The following is a 21,215-nucleotide window of genomic DNA, read 5'->3' as shown; positions in this document are numbered from 1 at the left end:
AACGTGATTTTAATAGATATTATATTTGCTTTACGGTAAAATGAACATAGTGTAAAATTACACAATAAGTGTAAAGTGATAATAAATGGGTGTTTTTACACTTGTGACTATTGAAAGAAGTTCTTTATATAAATCGTAATTTAAAATCGATAAGGACATTTCTATATAGGTAGTAGTAGCAAAAGGAGAGGCAATATGAAAAGAACAATAATGAAATATAGCATAATGTTTAGTTTATTCCTATTAACATCATGTGATATATCGGATAAAGAAATTGAACAAAAAGCACAAAGTTATACAAAATTGGAGCATGGTATTTCTGTGAAACTAGATCGAATTGAAATACCCGAACAAGGTAAGGATTTTTTAGGCCCAAACAAACGGACAGCTTATGTACAGCAAGTAGATGAACCATATTTACAATTTCAAATAGGGTTCGATGGACGAACCTCTCCAAAGGTAAATAATGATAACTATAAAATAAAAAAAGAAGCGAATGATTTACGAGAAAGATTCAATACATATTATGAAGAAAAAGGGACTAATACTATACTTACTTTCGAGAAAATGCAAACAGGGGACGCTGTTTTCGGTAAGAATGAAGAGAAAAAAGTAGCGAAGCAACATCCGAAGCATTATGTTACTGCGGTTTTCAAAAGTAATATCTTTTTAGATGTAAACAACCGTGCGCATATGGAGACATTAGCGGAGGTTGCGAGAAGTATTCAGGAATTTAATAAAACGATTGAAGATAGTAAGAGTAGTGTGGATGATATAACAATTCAGTTGCCAAATGATAATAAGGATGTATTACTACATATTGCGATAGATTATATAGTAACGGCTGAAGATGCGAAAAAGACCCTTGAGAAAAAGGTTGATTATATGAAAGCTTTACAATCTGCAAGGGAATAGTCTGACACCTTTACTTCTCACAAAACATATAGTATGATGATTTCAGTAAATTAGATTTCAATGACTATAATATAAATTAATGAGAGGTGCTTTTTTGTGAGTGCGGTAGGTACTAAATAGGAAAAATTTAATGAAATAAATCGGATAAGACCAGGGGATTTTTATGTATATCATACCCCTAATTTGGTCATGGATTTATTTCGATACCTATGAAGATACCTACAATACTTTATAAAGCGTGTAATAAGGGGAGTGCCATCCGTTTTTTATGGCTTATTTCCTCATATGTTATTACACATGCCTTGTAAATGTAAAAGCTGCGGTATCCCCGCAGCTTTTTTGTATATTTTTTTAATGTATAAAAATGGTAAATGAATCATGTAGAACTCATTGGAATCTAATGAGTAGGTATCTTCATTTATGATAAAAATCAATCATAGTGAGGAGAAACAAAATGAATACGATGACTTTTGAAAAGTTACAATATAATGAATTGAAGGATATAGTGAAATCTTATTGTGTAAGTGGGTTAGGTAAAGAATTATTAAATAAATTAGAGCCGAGTACGAGTATAAAAGTAGTGAGGAATCGTTTGAATGAAACGACAGAAGCACGAGCTATAGTAGATGCAGAGGGGCATGTTCCTTTCTTTGGCATTTCAAATATTGCTAGTACAATTCAAAAATTAGAAAAAGGGATGATTTTAGATCCTGAAGAGTTAGTAAGTGTTTCTGACTTTTTACGCGGCTGTAGAAAGATTAAAAAATTTATGTTAGATAAAGAATTTTTTGCGCCAGTATTAGCTTCTTATGCGAATTCAATGACTGAATATAAAAGTATTGAAGAGGAAATCAACTTTTCCATTAAAGGTAATAGTATTGATGCAGCTGCGAGTAAGGAATTAAAACGAATTCGCAATAACATTGATTCGGTAGACGGAAAAATAAAAGAGCGCTTAACGAAGTTTTTAAATAGTAGTGCAAATAAGAAGTATATTCAAGAGTTCTTTATTAGTAAGAAGGATGATAGGTATACGATTCCAATTAAATCTTCTTATAAAAATCAAGTTGCGGGAAGTATAGTTGAAGCGTCCGCTAAAGGTTCTACTGTATTTGTAGAACCGCATACGGTTACAAAGTTAAACGTGGAACTCACAAGTTTGAAAGCAGAAGAAGCGATGGAAGAGTATCAAATTTTAGCGACTTTATCAGGCATGGTAGTAGAAAATATTTATCATATAAAAATTAACATGGAATTGATTAGTCAATATGATATGGTATTTGCGAAAGCGAAGTTTAGTAAATCGATCGATGGAATAGAGCCGAAGTTAAATGATCATGGCTACATTCATTTAGTGAATTGTAAGCATCCGCTTTTAAGTGGAAAAGTAGTACCGTTACACTTTGAAATCGGTCAAAGTTACCGTAGTTTAATTATTACAGGACCGAATGCGGGCGGGAAGACAATTGTATTAAAAACAATTGGACTACTAACATTAGCGACAATGTCAGGCCTGCACATCGCTGGAGATAAAGAAACAGAAATTGCTATTTTCGAAAATGTATTTGTAGATATTGGTGATAATCAAAGTATTGAAAATGCACTAAGTACATTTTCATCTCATATGAAAAATCTATCTGAAATTATGAGGATGTCAAATAATAATACGCTACTATTATTTGATGAGATAGGAAGCGGGACTGAACCGAATGAAGGGGCAGCACTTGCAATTTCTATTTTAGAGGAGTTTTATCTTGCGGGATGTATTACAGTTGCGAGTACTCATTATGGTGAAATTAAACGATTCTCAGAAATGCATGATGATTTTATGAATGCAGCGATGCAATTTAATAGTGAGACACTAGAACCACTTTATAAATTAGTAATCGGAAAATCAGGTGAAAGTAATGCACTTTGGATTGCAAATAAAATGAACGTAAGAGAACATGTACTGAAAAGAGCGAAAGAGTACATGGAAAATAAAGAATATCGTTTTGAAAAACTGAATGAAAGCAAAATTAGAAAACCGAAATTTGTGCAAGAAAAAAGAGAAAATCATTACGAGTACAAAATCGGCGATCGTGTAAATGTATTAGATTATGATGATTTTGGTATCATCTATAAGGAAATAGATAATTTCTATAACGTCGTTGTATATTATAACGGTGAATTCGTTGAAGTGAATGTAAAACGTATTACGTTAGAGGTAGCAGCAAAAGAATTATACCCAGAGGGATACGATTTAAATACACTATTTGTCGATTATAAAGAAAGAAAAATGCAACATGATATTGAGCGTGGATCGAAAAAAGCGCTTCGTAAAATCCAAAAAGAAATAAGAAAGAATAGAGAATAAGTTAAAATGGTAACGATTAGACAAGAACAACAAAGTGATTATAAAAAAACAGAAGAAGTTGTACAACAAGCATTTTTAAAAGAAGAATTCAGTGATAAAACAGAACGTGAACTTGTGAGTCGTATTAGAAAATGTGACGCGTTTATTCCTGAATTATCAATCGTTGCGGTAAATGAAGAAATTGTTGGGCACATTCTGTTATCAAAAATAAAGATAGAACAAGGTGCAACTTCTGTAGAATCATTAGCACTTGCACCGGTTTCAGTTGCTAGGGGCTATCAGAAAAAAGGAATTGGTGGAAAACTTATTGGAGCTGCGTTAGAAAAAGCGAAAGAACTTGGATACGGGTCAGTTGTAGTATTAGGACACTCAGAATACTATCCGAAATTTGGCTTTAAGAAAGCAAGGGAGTGGAATATAAAAGCACCATTTGAAGTGCCAGATGAAGTATTTATGGTGATGGAGTTAAGTGAGAACGCTCTGCAAGGTGTAGAAGGAATTGTACAGTATTCGAGTGCTTTTGCTGAGTAGGAATATCAGTTAAGAAATGTAATCATAAAAGATGCTATCTTTTTGTAGAGATATACAGAAAGATAGCTTTTTTTATTGAGCAAATTCACTTACGTATATTTTGCTCAATGAATAATTAAGATGGTAAAATTGATATAGAAATGTAAAGGGAGAGAAAAGAATGAAGAATCGAGATACAGATAGCAATGAGAATGTAGTTACGTTATATGTTACAAGACACGGTAAAACAATATTAAATACGAATCATCGCGCGCAAGGTTGGGCAGACTCTCCATTAGTAGAGAAAGGGGTGGAAGTTGCCTCTAATTTAGGAACGGGATTAAAAGATGTTCATTTTATGAGTGCATATAGTAGTGATAGTGGACGAGCGATTGAAACTGCTAATTTAGTATTAAAATATAGTGAGCAATCAAAGTTAAAACTTGAGAAAAGAAAAAAATTACGAGAATTAAATTTTGGTATTTTTGAAGGTGAAAAACTTGAAAATATGTGGGATGTAGTTGGAAAAGCTGCAGGTGTTGCATCACCAGAAGAACTTATGAAGTTTTCTATTCAAGAAGTGATTAATCTTATTAGAGCAGCAGACCCTACGAAACAGGCGGAAGATTGGGAACTATTTTCTACTCGTATAAAAGAAGAGATTGATAAAATTAGTGAAGAATCTGCTGCAAATGGTGGCGGTAACGTTTTAGTTGTTGTTCATGGGCTTTTGATTACTACATTAATCGAAATGTTAGACAGTAGTAAAACAAAACTTGGAGTGGAAAATGCTAGTGTGACGAAGATTGTATATCAAGACGGAACATACACAGTCGAGTCGGTTGGAGATATGAGCTATGTTGCAAAAGGGAAAGAAAGTGTGGAAATATAAAAATAAGAAAAGGAAGATAGAGAAATCTAGCTTCCTTTTTATTTTTCAGTATATCATTCATTAATTTTTAAACGGAATATTCTGTTAAAAACAAACTGTGAAAATTATTGTAATGGTATAATTAGAGAGTAGGAACAACAAATTAGTTTGCAGTGTATTGGAGGGACATTAGTCTAGCCTTACATTTCATCTCGGAATGTAAAGTAAGTATACGAGAAATAAAACAAAGTAAGGAATGTGTGAATATGGGTGGTACATGGTATGTGATGTATGTTCAGTTATAAGAAGAAAAGAATATTAACAATTATATGGAGAAGTGATTATGTTGATTAAATTCGTTCATTTGTTATTTGGAAAACCGTGTGAAAAAGGTGATTCGTTCCAAACTAAGTTTCCACGTTTTATTTATTGGAGTGCAGTTGTATTTTATTTTTTTGGAATGCTATTATTTGGGGTTTTTTCTTTTATTGATACTGTATTTATTGGATCGTTGATATCAGGAGGTTTGTTCTTTCCTTTAATATTTAGATTCGTTTATTATATAAACTTAAAAATGAGGGGCCTAGAAAGAGAAGCCTAGACAGAAAAAATATAAATAACAGGGTTATTGAAAAGAAGCGAAATTGAACATAAATGACATTTAAAAAGGAAGCAAAGAAATACATTCTAGCTTCCTTTTTTATTGGAACGATTATGGGATTAATAAAATCTTCCCTGTACTTTTTCTGCTCTCTAATAATTCATGAGCACGGGCACCATCTTGTAAGGGGAATGTAGTAGGGCTCGTAATGTTTAATTTGCCAGTAGCGATCCAATCAAATAATTGAGTAGATCGCTTTTTACGTTCTTCATACGTAGTAAGTACATTCCAAAGATCTCCGCCAGTTAAAGTTTTTGAAGTATCCATAAGCATACGCGGATCAACGGGCGCAGGATTACCACCGGCCATTCCGTAAAATACGACAGTACCACCAGTTTTAGTTGCGCTAAAACTTTCCTCTAATGTAGAACCTACTGATTCATATACAACATTTACTCCATCACCGTTTGTTGTTTCAAGTACTTTCGCAGGCCATGCTTCAGTATATAAAAATACGTGATCAGCACCAGCTAATGTAGCTATCTGTGCTTTTCCTTTTGATGACGTTAGGCCGATCACTTTTCCGCCTAGTAGTTTAATGATTTGAATAAGTAGTTGCCCAACACCACCAGCTGCAGCGTGTACTAAAGCTATATCACCTTGTTTTATTTGATAGCTATCTTTCGTTAAATAATGTGCCGTTAGACCTTGCAATAAGACAGAAGCGGCTGTTTCAAAAGAGATAGAATCTGGAAGGTTAATTGCTTTCTCCGATGGAACGGCAACTAGTTCTGCATTTGCAAATGGAACGTCAGCAAATGAAATACGATCTCCAGGATTAATATTAGTAACGTCAGCTCCTACTTTTTCAACAATACCAGCGCCTTCATAACCTAATATATAAGGCGGATTGCCAGCGAGATGATAATCACCGCGGCGTCTATAAATATCGGCGAAATTTAATCCGATTGCTTTCGTACGGACAAGAATTTCATTTGGATTTATGATTGGATCATGTATTTCTTTATATTGTAGTACATCCGGACTTCCAAATTGTTCGAAACAAAGTACTTTCATATGGAATACCTCCATTTTTATTGTTTGTCGATGCTCTTTATCATACAATACAAATATCGATAGACAAAGAGGATTATTTCGATGAAATCAATCGGAAATATCGATTTAAAAGAGGGACGATAAATGGAGATAAAACAATTAATTACATTTAAAGTGGCGGCAGATAGTTTGAACTTTACACAAACTGCGAAGAAATTAAACTTTGCTCAATCGAGCGTAACGGCGCAAATTAAAACGTTAGAAGCTGAGCTAGGTACGCCGTTATTTGAAAGATTAGGAAAACGTCTTTTTTTAACTGAAGCAGGTAGGAAGTTTCAACTATATGCGGACAAGATGATTGCACTCAGCAACGAAGCGAAAATGGCTGTGAAAGATGATGAGGAAATAGCAGGTACGTTAATAATCGGAGCGCAAGAGAGTCAATGTACATATAGGCTCCCATCTATATTAAAGAGGTTTAAAGCACAATTTCCTCAAATAAAGCTTATATTTAAACCTGCGCATTCCAATAAAGATGCGAAGGAACAATTGATGGAAGGGAAAGTCGATCTTGCATTTATTTTGGACGAATGTAAAACAGAAGATGCTTTACATGTGGAGCCGCTTATGAAAGAAGAATTAAAAATAGTAGCTGCTTCAGGGCATCGTTTACTTGAACAACGTTTCATTACTACAAAAGATTTAGAAAGTGAGACACTTTTACTAACGGAGCTTGGTTGCTCGTATCGAACTTTATTTGAAGAGCTATTTCGTACAGAAGAGGTGTATCCAGCAAATAAGATTGAGTTCGTTAGTGTAGAGGCAATTAAACAATGTGTTATTGCAGATTTAGGAATAGCCGTTTTACCAGCGATAGTAGTAGAAAAAGATATAAGAGAAGGGACGATAAAAGAGTTACATGTAGAAAATGCAATCTCAGCGATTTATACACAAATTGCTTGGCATAAAGATAAATGGATGACAGCGCCGCTGCAGCAATTTATTGATGTGACGAGGGAGTTTTTTACGACGGATTAAGTGGAGAAATATTTGATTTATATAAAAGAAAAAATGACAATTTTGTATAAAGAACCGATGCTTGAGTGAAATAAGTATCGGTTCTTTTATGTTTTAAATAGGGATGCAATAAAATGTGTATTTCTCAACTTTTTTTCTTAGACGGATAAGTAAATTTCTTCGTATATTCCAATAACTATAAGGGAATTTACAACGTTTATTCGTTTCTGTAAGATGCCTCTAGGAAGCATGAAAGGAGGGCTTACATAGGGGATAGATTGTCTTTATGATACGTACTTATTTTGAAGGAGGAGATTTACAATGTTTAAAAAGTTAATGAAAGTATGTGTATTAAGTGTGGCAAGTATAGGTGTATTATTTAGTTTTCAAGGAAGTACATTTGCAGCTACTGATTTAAGTAGTTACTATGACGGAAAAAATCCGGCTACAACAAAAGTATACGGAGGCAGTACAACATGTGATGCAGATGGATTTAATGCAAAGTCTACAGCGGTGTATGAGGGTAGTAAAAAAGTAGGGACAGTGTATTTACGTTACAGTAATAAATGTCACGCAGCATGGTCTAAGCTTGTTTTAGATCAACCAGCACCTTCCGTTTCTGGAGGGATATATGCTTACGCTGTTATTAATAAATATAAAAACGGTGTATTCCAAAAATCAGTAGATTCTAATAATGGTAATGGAGCAATTAAAACAGGTCAAACGAGTACGTATACAGGAATGGTATTTGATTTAACTGCGGATTTTGGTTATACAGCTGATGCTGAAGCCGTTACAATTAATAACGGTTACGGGAAAACTGGACGCTATTAAAAAGGAGTGGAGTGCTATGAAACTTTTAAAAAAGCTGAGCGCATGTTTTTACCTATCTTTTCTCGTTTTAACTAGTGTGTTTAGTACGACGAATAATGATAAAGCATATGCAGAAGATCATTCGTATGATGGGAAAAGTCCGTATTACAATAGTTGTGATCAATCAGCAGTAACGAAAGAAAAGAAGTGGATTGATTCCAATTCTTATGTGGAATTAAAATTTAGCACAACGTGTAAGACAGCATGGGCAAAAGTTACAGTAACTCGTGCAGCAGTATATAATAACGAAGCTGATGCAAGGATTGTTAGAAAAACAGATGGAAAGGCATACACTTGCGGGAGTGCTGGAGGAAATGGTGTTGTGAATAAAGGGCAAACATCATGCTATACGCCAATGGTATATGATTTAGATCCAAGGAAGGCACAAGCGCAAGGGAAACATGCCATTCCGAATAGTGATGCATATAATTATGCGGAGACAATTTGGTATTAATATAACACATGAGTTAAGAGTTGTTATTTGATATAAAAATGAAAGAGCCTTACTGCATTTTATTGTGGTAAGGTTCTTTCAAGTTGTTAATAGTTTAAGAACAGTTATTTACAATGACATATCTTTATAATCACTTTCAAGTATTGCCATAATAATTTCATCCGAGTATGTATCGTTATAAAATAAAGATTGACGTAGGGTTCCTTCTTTTACAAAACCAACCTTTGCATAAGCTCTAATCCCGCGTAAATTATGACTAAATACTTCTAACTGTAAACGATTTAATATGAGTTGTTCAAAAACAAATCTTAAAACGATTTTAATAGCTTCAGTTCCATATCCTTGTCCTGTTAACGCTATTGAAAGCAATGATATTCGGAACCCTGCTCTTTTGTTCTCCTCATCGATATCTAAAATCGACAACTCTCCAATCATTTCGTCAGTGCTTTTTAAACAAATAGCGAAATCATAGCGACTTGAATCATTATTTATATGATCTATGTGTGTCTTAATTTGCTCCAATGAAAAAGTAGACTTGGTTCCAGTCATATATCTTATTTCATCATCCATTGTACTTTCTAATATAATAGGCGCATCTAGCTGACAAAGAGGCCTTAAATAAATTCTTTCACTCTCTAATCTCATTATAAATTTCTCCTTAAGGTTGATGATAGAGTATATAAATATTTTCGATCTACATGGAAGAAGAGTTTTGTTTTTTGTATTGTTTGAAAAGTATGAGTCTTAATTTTATGTTACATGAATTTTATAATGATATGGTATACCTAAAACAAATGATAAAAGTTTTATACACAACAAAATATATCAACAAGTTTTTTTATAATCGAATTAACTAAGGTCTGTATCAGGAGGATTGTATCCAAGGTGACGAGCCATTGATACAATTTGTCCTTTATGATGAAACTCATGTGTCTCTGTATGAGTTAAAAGCCATAGCGGAGTTGTACTCCAAGGTTCTTTTTGCCATTTTACTTCATTTGCTATATTTTCGAGCCAGCGGTCATTGTATTCATCTAAAAAACGTTGTACAGTCTCGTCTACTAACTTAAATCTAGCACGGACTTTTGCGATATCTGCATGCTCAATTTCATAATCACTAGCAAATGAAAAATCTGCTCGCTTTTGCTTGAATGCGAATGATCCAAGCCAGTATCGATAGCAATCGGCTACATGAATATGCGTCTTTATAATGCTACCGCTCCCGAAATTTGGAACAGTACTATGTAATTTTTCTAGTGGGATTTCTTCCAAAAACGAAAATAGAGTTTCTCTTGTAGAGCTAATAAGATTATATTGTTGTTTTAAAACATGTAACATGTAATTGACACTCCTCTATTATTTACTAAACTAACTTTGTAGTAAGTAATTCTATATTTATTAGGGGTGAACCTTTTAAATATTTTGACTAAGCATATTAGATGTTTTTCTTAATCGTTTCTGATAGATTAAACAAGGTAAAACTTTAATGTGTTGAACATTCTTAGTTCATAATAAATGGTACATGAAGAAGGGGAACGATCAAATGAATAGACTAGTTGGCTTAAAACAATTTGAAATAACGCGTGGGGAATTGCTTAAATTTATGGAGACGCTAGACGATAAAACTGTGGATACGCAGCCAGAAGGTTTTAACAATACAATTCGCTGGCATATCGGTCATGTGTTAACGGCAGCAGAAGTTTTCATGTTTGGAAAAGAATTCAAACAATTACCAACTGAATATCCAGGTATGTTTGGGTATGGATCAAGACCGTCTAAATGGAAAACAGAAGGACCATCGTTAGAAGTGTTAACGGCTCAATTAAAAGAACAAGCAAAACGTATTAACGAAATTCCAGCAGAAGCATTTGAAAATAAACTGCCAGAGCCATTCCTAGGATTGGAAACAGTAGGGGAGCTTTACGGTATGATGCTTTATCATGAAGCTGATCATATTGGACAAATAAAGGCGATGGAACGTATTATTAAGGCTCTTTAGTTGTAATTGCATGTAAAAAACGAAATTACACCTGTATTGTGAAATAATATAACGACAAAAAGGATAGATAATTTATTATCTATCCTTTTTGTCGTTGAGCTTAAAGAATTATGAACGCTTGCCATCGTGATACTGATAAAGTAGGTATAGTTATTATATTTGTTTTACATAATAGAAAAATATTGAAGGAAATACAGAATTAAGGTTGCAAAAGCCGTATGAAATATAAGTATAATAATAGAGAAGAAATAGAAGTAGGGGTGAATACTATGATTACATTAGAACAAAAGTTGGAGCAATACACACATACATATGGACAATTAAAGGGAGAGCTAAAATGGAAAACGAGTGATTCTCGAACAGGAATGATGATTGCAGCTATGTATGCAGGTAGTGATAAATTGTTTGATCTTGGACGTTTTTTAGAAATTAGTAGTTATATTAAGAATCAGGTAGGGATGTTTTCATACTTGAAGTCTTATCATCGCTTTGTGGTGGCCGCAACTTTAGATATTCACTTTACAGATTATAAGAAAGCTTTTCAGAAGTTTTTAGATTTATATGAACAATTGGTTGCTGGTGGTTTTAGCCGAAGTATATTTACTTATCTCGCAGCAGCCGTGCTTTTAACAGAAGAAAATGAACAGCCTAGCATGCACATTCAGCGTTCGATGCAAGTATATAAACGTATGAAAGAGGATCACCTTTTTCTTACAAGTACAAATGATTATCCACTTGCAGTTTTACTAGCAGGACAATCAGAGAATGTAGAAACACTTATGGACCGTGTAGAACGTCTGTATCAGAAACTAGCGAAAGCTGGTTTGCGTAAAGGGAATGATCTTCAGTTTTTAAGTCATATCCTCTCACTAAAGAAGGATGTTCGTGAAGAAATGTTAGTTGCAACATGTACAAACATATGGAATTCGTTAAAAAAAGAAAAGGTAAAAGTGAAACAGATGCATTACCCAGCCATAGGGCTACTAGCGTTACTTGAGGATGGAGAAAAAGAGATTCATTCTATTAAAGCATTGATTGAAAAATTGCAGGGGGAGAAATTATTCCGTTGGCATACAGATGCGAATATTCTTATTGCTATTCAACTGTTCGTAAGTCAGAAAGGTGAGGAAAGTAAAACTACCAACACAGGTTTACAAACAATGATAGAAGTCCTCATACAGGCACAACAGGCAGCTATGATGGCAACGATTGCTGCTTCATCTGCAGCAACATCTTCTGCTAGTAGTAGCTCATAATGTGTAACTCCTTTAATAAGGAAGGTAAAAAAGCCCATCACTCTCTAATGAGTGATGGGCTAACTATTTTTTACATAATCAGCATTATCTTTTTGACTCCTTCAAATGTTTGAGTTGTGTAACAATTATAATGCTAATAACAACGAGTAAAAACCACGAGCTAATTTTACTTAAGTGAACGAGATTCCATGCTTCCCGTTGATTTGGATATTGCCATGCTCCGAAAAATGTTGCGATGTTCTCTGCAATCCAAATAAAGAAACCAATAAGGAAAAAGGAGAGAACGAGTGGTATTTTATATGTAACGCCTCGTAATGAAAATTCTACAAATGTCCGAAAGAAAACGATGAATAAAAGTACAGTTAATACCCATCTAAAGTCATATAGAAAATGATGTGTAAAAAAATTAAAGTAAATCATTGCTCCTAGAGGTATTGCAAAAATAGCTTTTGGCCAATGATGCATTTGCAAATGTAATCTTCTCCACGCCTGGCATATGTAACTGGCAACACTTGCATACATAAAGCCACTGTAAAGCGGAACTCCAAAAACTTTTGAATATGCCTCTTCCGGATAACTCCATGAACCGAAATGTACTTTATATATTTCTAGTAGAAGGCCGATGAGGTGGAAGACAGTAATTACTTTTAATTCATCTTTCGTCTCAAGTCCAGTCTTGTACATGATCCACTGCATAAGAAGACATACGATGAGTATGAAATCGTAGCGGTATAACCCTGGGATAGAAATGATTTTTGATAGGGCTAGCGTTAAGAAAATAACGACTGGGAATAAACAAGATAATGCTTGCTCGTAAGTGAAGTGTAGTAGTTGTTTTATATAGAACATTGTGTCACCTTCAATGTTTTTGTTGGAAAACTCAAAATAATGACTAAGTATACTACAATTTAAAAAATAAGCCAGTAGTTTATTTTTCATGTATTTGTAAGTTTTAGAAAGGAATTGTAATAAGTATTTTAATATTTAACGAAGTAAAAAAATAGTTTGCTATTTAAAAAAAGTGGGGATATAATATCTAAATGAAAATGATAATTATTATCAGTAATGATTATAAATTAAAAATAATTATAAAAAACAACTGCATATAAAGGATGAAATGAAACATGTTACATAAGTTTGCTGTACATGCTGGCAATAATCGCTGGATACATATTAAGTTCATATGTTTCATGAGCTTAACAATTTTATGTTTAATCGGATCTATATTTTTAGCTATTGCATTCGGTGCAAAGGATATCCATTTGCAAACCGTATGGGCAGCGGTTTTTGATTATAATCCGAAATTAACGCAGCACCAAATTATTTATGAATTAAGGCTCCCAAGGGTAATTGGCGCAGCAGTTGTAGGAGCAGCTTTTGCAGTCGCTGGTGCTGTAATGCAAGGGGTAACACGAAATCCTTTAGCTGATGCAGGTGTGCTTGGTATAAATGCAGGTGCGATGTTTGTAGTAGCACTTAGTTTTGCCTTTTTCCCGCATATGCCGTATTCCTATTTAATGATTGTTTCCTTTATTGGAGCGGTTTTAAGTACAGTACTCATTTTTATTATCGGATCAGCAACATCAGGTGGATTAACACCAATGAGGTTAACGATTGCAGGGGCAGTTATGGCCGCGCTATTGCATTCGTTGAGTTCAGGTATCGCGATTTATTATGACTTAAGTCAAGATTTAGCGTTTTGGTACGCTGGTGGTGTTGCAGGGGTTAAGTGGGAACATTTGAAGTTTTTAGTTCCGATTATTCTTATAACGGTTCTTTTTGCGATAGTGATAGGGCGATCTATTTCACTCATATCAATGGGGGATGACGTCGCTACGAATTTAGGAGTAAAAACGAACCGAACGAGAATACTAGGGATGATTATAGTAGTCATTCTTGCAGGTGTATCTGTTTCAGCTGTTGGTTCTATCGGATTTGTAGGACTCGTTATTCCGCATATTGCTAGAAAATTAGTTGGTGTGAATTATCGACTCATTATTCCTATGTCAGCGTTATTAGGAGCTATGTTATTAGTTTTAGCTGACTTAGGGGCAAGAACAGTAAACCCTCCTAAAGAACTCGCGATAGGAATTATGGTAGCTCTTGTTGGAGTTCCGTTCTTCCTCTATATAGCACGTAAAGTTGGGAGGGAGCTATAAGTGAAGGATCTTTTGAACACAGATAAAAAGAGAGCTATTACTGTAACTACAATTTTTGGTTGTATTAGTATCGCTGTCATTTTAATTAGTTTAAATACAGGGACACTGAGCCTAGCGCCACTTAAAGTAATTCAAACACTTTTCGGTTATGGTGATTTTGAGAGCGCAACAGTGCTATACGATTATCGTATGCCAAGAATTATTATTACAATGTTAGCTGGTATTGGCCTTGGGATTTCCGGTGCGATTTTGCAAGGGTTATCACGTAATGCACTTGCAGACCCTGGTATTTTAGGATTACATGCAGGTGCATCTTTCGGGCTAATTATATTTGTTACTTTCTTTCATTCTATTAATGAGAATGCATCGATTTTAATACCGTTATTTACATTTGGTGGGGGAATACTAGCTGCATTTTTAATTATTATACTTGCGAGTGATCGATCAAAAGGTTTACTTCCTATTAGACTTATTCTCGTTGGTATTGCTGTTTCAGCTGGATTTAGTGCAATTTCGTTATTTTTCTCTCTCAAGTTAAATGATGAGACATATACATTCGCTTCTAGATGGTTAGTTGGTAACGTGTGGGGAAGGGATTGGATTCATGTCCTTGCATTATTACCTTGGATTTTCATACTAACCCCGTATGCATGGCTAAAATCTAAAACGTTAAATGCATTGTCACTAGGTGATAGTGTGGCAGCAGGACTTGGTGTTTCTGTTCAAAAAGAACGGTTACTCCTTTTAGCTACAGCGGTTGGATTATCTTGCGCGAGTGTATCGATGGCAGGAGGGATTGGTTTTATCGGTTTAGTTGCTCCGCATATTGCAAGAAAGTTAGTAGGTACTACGTATCAACATTTCCTTCCACTAGCTGGCATTATCGGAATGATTGTTTTAGTACTAGCAGATACGATAGGTCGTTCTATATTCGAGCCAAATTCTATTCCAGCTGGTGTAGTAGTGGCAGCTTTAGGAGCACCGTATTTTCTTTATTTACTTACAAAAACAAAATAAATACTTCAAAGAGGAGAACATATGAAAAAGAAACTTACTATTTTATTTAGCATGATGTGTATTTTAGTATTAGCAGCATGTGGTCAAACGAAATCTAATGAAGAGGCAACGAAAAAAACGGAAAAAAGTAATGAGCCGAAAATCGCTTCTATGTCCATTCATTTAACGAATAATTTACTGGCATTAGGAATTACACCTGTAGGCTCCGTTATTGGTGGAGATTTAAAAGATTTCTTACCGCATGCAAAAGAGCAGTTGAAAGATACGAAGAAACTTGGTGTTGTAACGGATCCGAATATGGAAGCATTACTTCAATTGAAGCCAACTGACATTTATGTGGATGAAAAATACGCGGGCAAAGATTTAGCGAAATACGAAAAAATTGCAAAAACACATTCTTTCAATTTAGATGAAGGTACGTGGAGAGATCAGTTAAAACAGGTTGGTAAACTTGTAAACCGTGAGAAAGAAGCGGATACATATATTCAAGATTACGAAGAGCAATCAAAACGAGTAAAAAGTTTAATAGATAAAGAATTAGGTAATAACGAAAAAGTAATGGCAATTCGTGTTACTGCAAAAGAATTACGTGTATTTAGTACGAAAAGACCGATGGGACCAATTTTATTCCAAGACTTAGGATTACAACCTGCAAATGGTGTAGAGAAAATTGATGGAAATCGTCCTTTCGAAGTCATTTCACAAGAAGTATTACCTGACTTTGATGCAGATGCTATTTTCGTTGTTGTAAATAGAGACGATAAGGCAAAAGCTGCATTTAAACAACTTCAAGAAACACCAATTTGGAAAGACTTAAAAGCTGTTAAAGGAAAGCACGTATACATTATTAATGACCAACCATGGCTTGACTATTCTGCTTTAGGTAACAAGATGGCAATGGATGAAGCAGAGAAAATGTTTACGAAATAATATCGATTCGTCGTTAGGAAGATCCTCTAAATTTTGAGGGTCTTTTATTATTGTTAGAATAAATGAAAAATTATACAATGAATGTAATTTAATGTAGAGGAGATGTGCCAATGTCAGCGCTTATTGTAAGTATCCCGTGTATAAAGCAGTTTATAGAATAAGGGGATAAATAGGCTAAAATAAGTATCCCCGTTATTAAAAAAGTGGGAGTTTGAAATGACAATGAATCTTTTTCAAAATAAAACGATTAAATTATCAGTTATGAGAGAAAACGACGCTGAAGTAATGGCTAAATGGCAAGAAGATAGTGAGTATTTAAGAAACGTCGATACAGATATAGCATTTCCGCAATCGTTACATGAAATAGCGAGTGATGGGCTATTAAAGGGACGAAGATCGAATAGTGTTTCTTTTATGGTAAGGACAGTTCAAGATGATCGCTTAATTGGTTTTGTTGCAATTCATGGCATAGAGTGGAATAACAGAATGGGTTTATTAGCCATTGGTATAGGAGATGCAAATGATAGAGGGAAGGGATATGGAAGAGAAGCGATCCATCTTATCTTAAAATATGCTTTCTATGAATTGAATTTGCACCGCGTTGGTCTTGATGTTATTTCTTATAACAAAGCTGCTATTGAGTTGTATAAAAAGATGGGGTTTCAGATGGAAGGTTGTATGAGAGAAGCGGTTCAAAGAGATGGGAAGTGTTTTGATCGTATCATTATGGGGATATTAAGGGATGAATGGATGGAGCTGCAAGGTTAGAAAGTACATTCGAAATTATATATGTAGTATGCAGGAGATATAATGATAATTGGCGAAAATTTACAGTGTGTTGATTGAATTTATAAGGAGTATGAAAAATGAATTTAGAAAAAAGTAAACCAGTAAATGAAGAGGTCGCTGAATTGAAGGAACTAATTAAAGAATTACACGGAAGTGTACATCAACTTCAAAGTGAAGTGCAGCAACTAAGGCACGAAAGACCAGTTGTTGAAGTGCGAAAGGGTGTTCAACTATCACCAACAATCGTTGGACAAATTGGTGGTATGATTTTAGGTGGTTTAGCAATTATCGGTATATTTTGGTGATGAAAAAAAGGTTTGAAGCATAGTGCTGCAAACCTTTTTTATTTGACGATATAATTTCATGCAATACAACTTTTACATTAAATAACGTAAATATATGTAAGCATGCAATACAACTTTTACATTAAATAACGTAAATATATGTAAGCATGTGATAACAATAGCGCAATGATTGTTAACGGTAAACCAATTTTTAAGAAGTCCATATACGAGAAAGCATGTCCTTCACGTTTTGCAATACCAGCAACGACTACGTTTGCGGATGCTCCGATTAATGTTCCGTTTCCTCCTAAGCAAGCTCCAAGTGATAACGCCCACCAGAGTACTTCAATTTGCGGAGAATCAACAGATAATCCGAGTCCTGTAGCTAAGTCTTGAATAAGCGGGATCATCGTTGCGACAAAGGGGATATTGTCAATTGTCGCAGATGCGATGCCTGATACCCACAAGATAAGTATCGCAGCGAAACCGATATCGCCATTTGTTACGTCGAGTACTTCTTTTGCTAGTGAAGAAATAAGTCCGATATCAATTAACCCGCCAACGAGAACGAATAGTCCAGCGAAGAAGAAAATGGTTACCCATTCAACGTGGGCAAATACATCTTCAATATCGTGTTCTTTTACTCCAATTAGCATAAGAAGTGTAGCGCCTGTCATCGCGATAACCGCAGCGTCTACATGAATAATCGAATGAAGTACAAAGCCTAAAATAGTTAGTCCTAAAATTGAAATGGATTTTAAAAGGAGGCTTTGATCTTTAATATAATCTTTTTCGTTCAATGCCATTAATATTTTAATTTGCTCAGGTGTTGTTTTTAGTTTGTTGCGATACATGAAGTAAATAATACCAAGTGTAACGATAGAGATAATGATTACGATTGGAGCTAAGTTTAGTAAAAAGGCATTAAAGTCTAAATGCTTATTTGCTGATCCGATCATAATGTTCGGTGGGTCACCGATTAATGTTGCTGTTCCACCTATATTTGAAAATAGTACTTCTGAAATCAAATAAGGAACAGGGTTTACTTTTAAAATACGTGTAATGGACAGTGTAACAGGAACGATTAGTAGAACGGTCGTTACGTTGTCCAAAAAGGCAGAACCGACAGCAGTTAATAGGGATAGTAATAATAAAATGCGGATTGGTTTTCCACCAGCTGCCTTCGCTGCTTTAATGGCCACAAATTCAAATACGCCTGATTGACTCGTAATATGTACGAGAATCATCATCCCAATTAAAAGGGTAATCGTTTCCCATTGAATATGTGATGTGAAAGCAGTATGTAAATCTACAACTCCAAAAATAATCATAATAGCAGCGCCGAATAGTGCGATTACAGCACGATTCAATTTCTCAGAAATAATAAATCCGTACGTGATTAAAAATACGGCAATTGCAAAATAATATTGCCAATTTGCTACTTCATGTGCTGATTGTTCCAATCATGTCACCTTCTTTAAAGTATATATTCAATTGTCAAAATGTATCTCGCTGCATAAATACGGGATAAAATATATTGTAGCAAATTCAAAAAAGAAAGAAAACTATTTAACAAAGTGAAGGAAAAAATATATTTTTTACATATCATATAAAAAATATAAAAAACACAGTGCAAATTATTAGGAAAAGTGGGCGTTGTCCTCTAATATAGAGATAGCAATTTACATTATTTTTGCGTAAAATGGTTTAAAGAGGTGAATTCCGATGGAAATAGTAAAAGATAGTTCTCTTATTCAAAATGAAATTGAACGTTTTGTAAATAAAGATGTATATATTCATTTAGAAACAACGAACGGAGCGTATGCGTCACACTTTAACGAAAAGATGATGACAGTTGGAGCATTCATTCGAAATGCAATTATTCGCTTTGAACGTGGGAAGATTACTGGAACAAATCCATACCGAGTTGGTTTGAAAATGGATCATGGCTGGGTATATGCAGAAGGTATTACGCACTGGGAAGTAGACGATAAAGAGCGTTTATTACTTGCAGGGCATGATAACCAAGGCCGCTTAGCAGTTGCACTTGAGTTAAGCTTAACGCCATTTAAGTAAGAAGGAGGGAAACTTATGGAGAGACATGTACTTGTTGTATTTCCGCATCCAGATGACGAAGCATTTGCTGCTGGAGGAACAATTCGCTTATTAACAGATCAAGGAGTACCTGTAACGTATGCATGTGGTACTTTAGGACAAATGGGACGTAACATGGGGAAAAACGTATTCGCTAACCGTGAAACGATTCCAAATATCCGTGAAAAAGAATTAAAAGATGCATGTGAAGCGATGGGAATTCAAGATTTAAGAATGCTTGGTTTCCATGATAAAACGTTAGAATTTGAAGATGTTGATTTCGTTGCAGATAAAATTGAAGCAATCATTCAAGAAGTAAATCCATCTCGAATTATTACATTTTATCCAGAGCACGGCGTACATCCAGATCATGATGCATTTGGCCGCGCAGTTGTTCGCGCTGTATCACGTATGCAAAAAGAAGAGCGTCCAGTCATTCATGCCGTTGCGATTACGAGAAATCGCGAAGCTGTATTAGGTGAGCCGGATGTTGTAAATAATATTAGTGAAGTATTCGAGCATAAATTAGCTGCACTAGGTGCGCATCGTTCACAAACAGAAGCGATGTTAGAAGAAACACACGTAAAAATCAAAAACAAAGATGCAGCAACATTAAAATGGCTGCAACTGGAACAATTTTGGACTTATAAATGGGAGTAGGCTAGAAGGGGACCTTCTAGTAGCTCTTACATAGAAAAAGCACCGTCATTTGGACGGTGCTTTTTTAGTGAATAACTTTTAATTTCCGCTATTTGCGAGCAGATTTCACTTTATCCCGCATTAACGGGCAGTAAGCCTACCACCTGGAAATTCAGAAAAAGCAAAGAAGGTAGGTGGAGGCGGACTGCCCGTAAAAGCCCGATTGGTTCAACTAATAATCAGTGGGGATGAACAAAACCCACACTGATTAAAGTTTCACTTTATCTTGTACTCCATTCTTTTGTAAATTCATCATGGTATGCTTCGCTCCAATGGTATGGCTGCAACTCTTTTAACGGTTTGAAAATGATATCTTGTTTAGAATTTGTAATGGCGCATAGTACTTCTGGTCCCCAATAAAATAAACGTTCTTGGCATACACCACAAGGTGATAATACTTTTAATTCAGAATGCTCATTTTCCCTTGCAAGACAAATAGAATGTGTAACTTTCTTATGAAATTTATGTGCTTCTAAAATTGCACCTGTTTCCATACAAAGTTCTGTTGAAGCGTTTATTACGTCAGGGGCCACACTTGTATAAATGGATCTATCTTCTACACGGATTGCTGCAGCTCCGCCCCAATTATGTGGATATCTTTGGTCAATTAAATTTTTCACTGCATCATATAATTGTTGTTCAATGCTCAATTGTATGTCCTCATTTCTGTTTAATTTTCGATTCAATGACTGTTATTTTTTTAGTAATACCGTTAAAAAAGAATAGTCACTCAATTTTAAACTATAAATGCAAGAATTACTTTTCATCTGCATACTTTTCCTCTAAGGCAATTAATAGAGGAATTGATATAGTTACAAGAATGATTAAAGTGGTTATAAAAGATTTAGAAAGAGCAAAAGAACCTTCGATTAAAGGTGATAAAAACTTGAATGAAAGTATACTTGTTATTAAGGAAACTACTAAAAAGCTAAAAAGAGACACATTTTTATTTTTGATAGATGTTTCTATAAAATCTTTAAGACAGCTTATGACGACAAATATAGTTAATATAATAAGAGAAATAAAATAATGTGTTAAATTTGTCATACTAATAGTAGGACCGTCTATTATGTAAGCAAGTAACTTAGATACTAACATACCTCCAAATAATAAAATAATAAAAGCAAGTAATCCTTCCGATGTATAAGTGCTGAAATTATCTTTCTTGTTAAAGAGTTTATAATTCAGAGTAGATTGGCTTATTTGCATTAGGAATAGGATAATAATCCACACATAATATACAATTGGTAATTCTCCTGAGAATAGAGCGATCAGGAAATTTATTACTGTCCTTAAAATTTCAATCATTACGAAAGGCCTCCTGTTTGCAAGCTT

The 21,215-nt window shown here is 34.6% G+C and carries 24 protein-coding genes; 17 read left to right on the top strand and 7 right to left on the bottom strand.

The genetic code is table 11. The features are described from left to right. Positions 1 to 195: 195 nt before the first annotated feature. The 5 genes from ACU8YW_RS17095 (at position 196) to ACU8YW_RS17075 (ending at position 5,253) form a co-directional block, all read left to right on the top strand. Positions 196 to 915, top strand: coding sequence for a hypothetical protein (locus ACU8YW_RS17095; RefSeq protein ID WP_106382877.1), 720 nt, complete (start codon positions 196 to 198; stop codon positions 913 to 915). A gap of 454 nt (positions 916 to 1,369) precedes the next feature. Next, complete coding sequence (locus ACU8YW_RS17090) at positions 1,370 to 3,271, top strand: endonuclease MutS2 (protein ID WP_088122755.1); 1,902 nt, start codon at positions 1,370 to 1,372, stop codon at positions 3,269 to 3,271. Between the two features lie 6 nt (positions 3,272 to 3,277). Continuing rightward, positions 3,278 to 3,802 (top strand): GNAT family N-acetyltransferase, encoded by a 525-nt coding sequence (locus ACU8YW_RS17085; RefSeq protein ID WP_426934037.1) that lies wholly within the window; start codon positions 3,278 to 3,280, stop codon positions 3,800 to 3,802. Positions 3,803 to 3,962: 160 nt separating this feature from the next. Next, entirely contained in the window at positions 3,963 to 4,673 is a 711-nt protein-coding gene (locus ACU8YW_RS17080) for a histidine phosphatase family protein (protein WP_097889783.1), read from the top strand. A 322-nt stretch (positions 4,674 to 4,995) separates the two neighbouring features. Beyond that, entirely contained in the window at positions 4,996 to 5,253 is a 258-nt protein-coding gene (locus ACU8YW_RS17075) for a hypothetical protein (RefSeq protein WP_097907080.1), read from the top strand. A gap of 111 nt (positions 5,254 to 5,364) precedes the next feature. On the opposite strand, the gene ACU8YW_RS17070 is transcribed toward ACU8YW_RS17075, so the two are convergent. Continuing rightward, complete coding sequence (locus tag ACU8YW_RS17070) at positions 5,365 to 6,330, bottom strand: quinone oxidoreductase family protein (protein ID WP_097889784.1); 966 nt, start codon at positions 6,328 to 6,330, stop codon at positions 5,365 to 5,367. Positions 6,331 to 6,453: 123 nt separating this feature from the next. On the opposite strand from ACU8YW_RS17070, the gene ACU8YW_RS17065 reads away from it, so the two are divergent. The 3 genes from ACU8YW_RS17065 to ACU8YW_RS17055 all read left to right on the top strand — a co-directional run bounded on the left by ACU8YW_RS17065 (position 6,454) and on the right by ACU8YW_RS17055 (position 8,653). Beyond that, complete coding sequence (locus ACU8YW_RS17065) at positions 6,454 to 7,347, top strand: LysR family transcriptional regulator (protein ID WP_088064111.1); 894 nt, start codon at positions 6,454 to 6,456, stop codon at positions 7,345 to 7,347. A gap of 300 nt (positions 7,348 to 7,647) precedes the next feature. Continuing rightward, entirely contained in the window at positions 7,648 to 8,160 is a 513-nt protein-coding gene (locus tag ACU8YW_RS17060) for a DUF2690 domain-containing protein (RefSeq protein ID WP_088064110.1), read from the top strand. Between the two features lie 16 nt (positions 8,161 to 8,176). Further along, entirely contained in the window at positions 8,177 to 8,653 is a 477-nt protein-coding gene (locus tag ACU8YW_RS17055; RefSeq protein WP_262719497.1) for a DUF2690 domain-containing protein, read from the top strand. Positions 8,654 to 8,761: 108 nt separating this feature from the next. Here the strand turns inward: ACU8YW_RS17055 and ACU8YW_RS17050 are convergent, their stop codons facing one another. Both ACU8YW_RS17050 and ACU8YW_RS17045 read right to left on the bottom strand, forming a co-directional pair. Beyond that, complete coding sequence (locus ACU8YW_RS17050; protein WP_060487833.1) at positions 8,762 to 9,298, bottom strand: GNAT family N-acetyltransferase; 537 nt, start codon at positions 9,296 to 9,298, stop codon at positions 8,762 to 8,764. A gap of 204 nt (positions 9,299 to 9,502) precedes the next feature. After that, a complete protein-coding gene (locus ACU8YW_RS17045; RefSeq protein ID WP_060487832.1) occupies positions 9,503 to 9,991 on the bottom strand; it encodes a DinB family protein in 489 nt (162 codons plus the stop codon). A 184-nt stretch (positions 9,992 to 10,175) separates the two neighbouring features. Between ACU8YW_RS17045 and ACU8YW_RS17040 the strand changes: the two genes are divergently transcribed. Further along, the gene (locus ACU8YW_RS17040) at positions 10,176 to 10,652 is read left to right on the top strand and encodes a DinB family protein (RefSeq protein WP_446893979.1); all 477 of its coding nucleotides are present in this window, start codon (positions 10,176 to 10,178) and stop codon (positions 10,650 to 10,652) included. Positions 10,653 to 10,870: 218 nt separating this feature from the next. Beyond that, the gene (locus ACU8YW_RS17035; protein WP_106382882.1) at positions 10,871 to 11,908 is read left to right on the top strand and encodes a DUF4003 domain-containing protein; all 1,038 of its coding nucleotides are present in this window, start codon (positions 10,871 to 10,873) and stop codon (positions 11,906 to 11,908) included. 84 nt (positions 11,909 to 11,992) lie between these two features. On the opposite strand, the gene ACU8YW_RS17030 is transcribed toward ACU8YW_RS17035, so the two are convergent. Then, on the bottom strand, positions 11,993 to 12,757 hold the full coding sequence (locus ACU8YW_RS17030; protein ID WP_106382883.1) for a DUF817 domain-containing protein: 765 nt from the start codon (positions 12,755 to 12,757) through the stop codon (positions 11,993 to 11,995). A gap of 275 nt (positions 12,758 to 13,032) precedes the next feature. Here ACU8YW_RS17030 and ACU8YW_RS17025 point away from each other — a divergent pair, with 275 nt between their 5' ends. From ACU8YW_RS17025 to ACU8YW_RS17005, 5 genes are all read left to right on the top strand, one after another. Next, the gene (locus ACU8YW_RS17025) at positions 13,033 to 14,067 is read left to right on the top strand and encodes a FecCD family ABC transporter permease (RefSeq protein WP_048543839.1); all 1,035 of its coding nucleotides are present in this window, start codon (positions 13,033 to 13,035) and stop codon (positions 14,065 to 14,067) included. Beyond that, positions 14,068 to 15,084: a FecCD family ABC transporter permease gene (locus ACU8YW_RS17020; RefSeq protein WP_106382885.1), complete on the top strand. Its 1,017-nt coding sequence runs from the start codon at positions 14,068 to 14,070 to the stop codon at positions 15,082 to 15,084. A 21-nt stretch (positions 15,085 to 15,105) separates the two neighbouring features. Next, positions 15,106 to 16,014 carry an iron-hydroxamate ABC transporter substrate-binding protein gene (locus tag ACU8YW_RS17015; RefSeq protein WP_060487827.1) on the top strand — a complete coding sequence of 303 codons (909 nt, stop codon included), beginning with the start codon at positions 15,106 to 15,108 and terminating at the stop codon, positions 16,012 to 16,014. Between the two features lie 216 nt (positions 16,015 to 16,230). After that, complete coding sequence (locus ACU8YW_RS17010) at positions 16,231 to 16,782, top strand: GNAT family N-acetyltransferase (RefSeq protein ID WP_088064105.1); 552 nt, start codon at positions 16,231 to 16,233, stop codon at positions 16,780 to 16,782. A gap of 98 nt (positions 16,783 to 16,880) precedes the next feature. Beyond that, entirely contained in the window at positions 16,881 to 17,108 is a 228-nt protein-coding gene (locus ACU8YW_RS17005) for a coiled-coil domain-containing protein (protein ID WP_001047525.1), read from the top strand. Positions 17,109 to 17,224: 116 nt separating this feature from the next. Here ACU8YW_RS17005 and ACU8YW_RS17000 read toward each other — a convergent pair whose 3' ends face one another. Further along, a complete protein-coding gene (locus ACU8YW_RS17000; protein ID WP_088064104.1) occupies positions 17,225 to 18,550 on the bottom strand; it encodes an ArsB/NhaD family transporter in 1,326 nt (441 codons plus the stop codon). 262 nt (positions 18,551 to 18,812) lie between these two features. On the opposite strand from ACU8YW_RS17000, the gene ACU8YW_RS16995 reads away from it, so the two are divergent. Together ACU8YW_RS16995 and bshB2 are read left to right on the top strand one after the other, a co-directional pair. Continuing rightward, on the top strand, positions 18,813 to 19,163 hold the full coding sequence (locus ACU8YW_RS16995) for a YojF family protein (protein WP_000407039.1): 351 nt from the start codon (positions 18,813 to 18,815) through the stop codon (positions 19,161 to 19,163). 15 nt (positions 19,164 to 19,178) lie between these two features. Beyond that, positions 19,179 to 19,841 (top strand): bacillithiol biosynthesis deacetylase BshB2, encoded by a 663-nt coding sequence (gene bshB2 / locus ACU8YW_RS16990; protein WP_088064103.1) that lies wholly within the window; start codon positions 19,179 to 19,181, stop codon positions 19,839 to 19,841. Between the two features lie 260 nt (positions 19,842 to 20,101). Here bshB2 and ACU8YW_RS16985 read toward each other — a convergent pair whose 3' ends face one another. Together ACU8YW_RS16985 and ACU8YW_RS16980 are read right to left on the bottom strand one after the other, a co-directional pair. Then, a complete protein-coding gene (locus ACU8YW_RS16985) occupies positions 20,102 to 20,530 on the bottom strand; it encodes a cytidine deaminase (RefSeq protein WP_446893978.1) in 429 nt (142 codons plus the stop codon). Positions 20,531 to 20,636: 106 nt separating this feature from the next. Next, a complete protein-coding gene (locus tag ACU8YW_RS16980) occupies positions 20,637 to 21,188 on the bottom strand; it encodes a DUF5823 family protein (protein WP_088064102.1) in 552 nt (183 codons plus the stop codon). Positions 21,189 to 21,215: the final 27 nt, after the last annotated feature.

It is taken from the genome of Bacillus pretiosus (assembly GCF_052947655.1).
This window is presented reverse-complemented; position numbering and strand designations above follow the sequence as displayed.

Excerpts from the sequence above, each read along its gene's own strand:
- ACU8YW_RS17095 (WP_106382877.1), top strand. The coding sequence starts at position 196 with ATGAAAAGAACAATAATGAAATATAGCATAATGTTTAGTTTATTCCTA.
- ACU8YW_RS17090 (WP_088122755.1), top strand. The coding sequence starts at position 1,370 with ATGAATACGATGACTTTTGAAAAGTTACAATATAATGAATTGAAGGAT.
- ACU8YW_RS17085 (WP_426934037.1), top strand. The coding sequence starts at position 3,278 with ATGGTAACGATTAGACAAGAACAACAAAGTGATTATAAAAAAACAGAA.
- ACU8YW_RS17080 (WP_097889783.1), top strand. The coding sequence starts at position 3,963 with ATGAAGAATCGAGATACAGATAGCAATGAGAATGTAGTTACGTTATAT.
- ACU8YW_RS17075 (WP_097907080.1), top strand. The coding sequence starts at position 4,996 with ATGTTGATTAAATTCGTTCATTTGTTATTTGGAAAACCGTGTGAAAAA.
- ACU8YW_RS17070 (WP_097889784.1), bottom strand. The coding sequence starts at position 6,330 with ATGAAAGTACTTTGTTTCGAACAATTTGGAAGTCCGGATGTACTACAA.
- ACU8YW_RS17065 (WP_088064111.1), top strand. The coding sequence starts at position 6,454 with ATGGAGATAAAACAATTAATTACATTTAAAGTGGCGGCAGATAGTTTG.
- ACU8YW_RS17060 (WP_088064110.1), top strand. The coding sequence starts at position 7,648 with ATGTTTAAAAAGTTAATGAAAGTATGTGTATTAAGTGTGGCAAGTATA.
- ACU8YW_RS17055 (WP_262719497.1), top strand. The coding sequence starts at position 8,177 with ATGAAACTTTTAAAAAAGCTGAGCGCATGTTTTTACCTATCTTTTCTC.
- ACU8YW_RS17050 (WP_060487833.1), bottom strand. The coding sequence starts at position 9,298 with ATGAGATTAGAGAGTGAAAGAATTTATTTAAGGCCTCTTTGTCAGCTA.
- ACU8YW_RS17045 (WP_060487832.1), bottom strand. The coding sequence starts at position 9,991 with ATGTTACATGTTTTAAAACAACAATATAATCTTATTAGCTCTACAAGA.
- ACU8YW_RS17040 (WP_446893979.1), top strand. The coding sequence starts at position 10,176 with ATGAAGAAGGGGAACGATCAAATGAATAGACTAGTTGGCTTAAAACAA.
- ACU8YW_RS17035 (WP_106382882.1), top strand. The coding sequence starts at position 10,871 with ATGAAATATAAGTATAATAATAGAGAAGAAATAGAAGTAGGGGTGAAT.
- ACU8YW_RS17030 (WP_106382883.1), bottom strand. The coding sequence starts at position 12,757 with ATGTTCTATATAAAACAACTACTACACTTCACTTACGAGCAAGCATTA.
- ACU8YW_RS17025 (WP_048543839.1), top strand. The coding sequence starts at position 13,033 with ATGTTACATAAGTTTGCTGTACATGCTGGCAATAATCGCTGGATACAT.
- ACU8YW_RS17015 (WP_060487827.1), top strand. The coding sequence starts at position 15,106 with ATGAAAAAGAAACTTACTATTTTATTTAGCATGATGTGTATTTTAGTA.
- ACU8YW_RS17010 (WP_088064105.1), top strand. The coding sequence starts at position 16,231 with ATGACAATGAATCTTTTTCAAAATAAAACGATTAAATTATCAGTTATG.
- ACU8YW_RS17005 (WP_001047525.1), top strand. The coding sequence starts at position 16,881 with ATGAATTTAGAAAAAAGTAAACCAGTAAATGAAGAGGTCGCTGAATTG.
- ACU8YW_RS16995 (WP_000407039.1), top strand. The coding sequence starts at position 18,813 with ATGGAAATAGTAAAAGATAGTTCTCTTATTCAAAATGAAATTGAACGT.
- bshB2 (WP_088064103.1), top strand. The coding sequence starts at position 19,179 with ATGGAGAGACATGTACTTGTTGTATTTCCGCATCCAGATGACGAAGCA.
- ACU8YW_RS16980 (WP_088064102.1), bottom strand. The coding sequence starts at position 21,188 with ATGATTGAAATTTTAAGGACAGTAATAAATTTCCTGATCGCTCTATTC.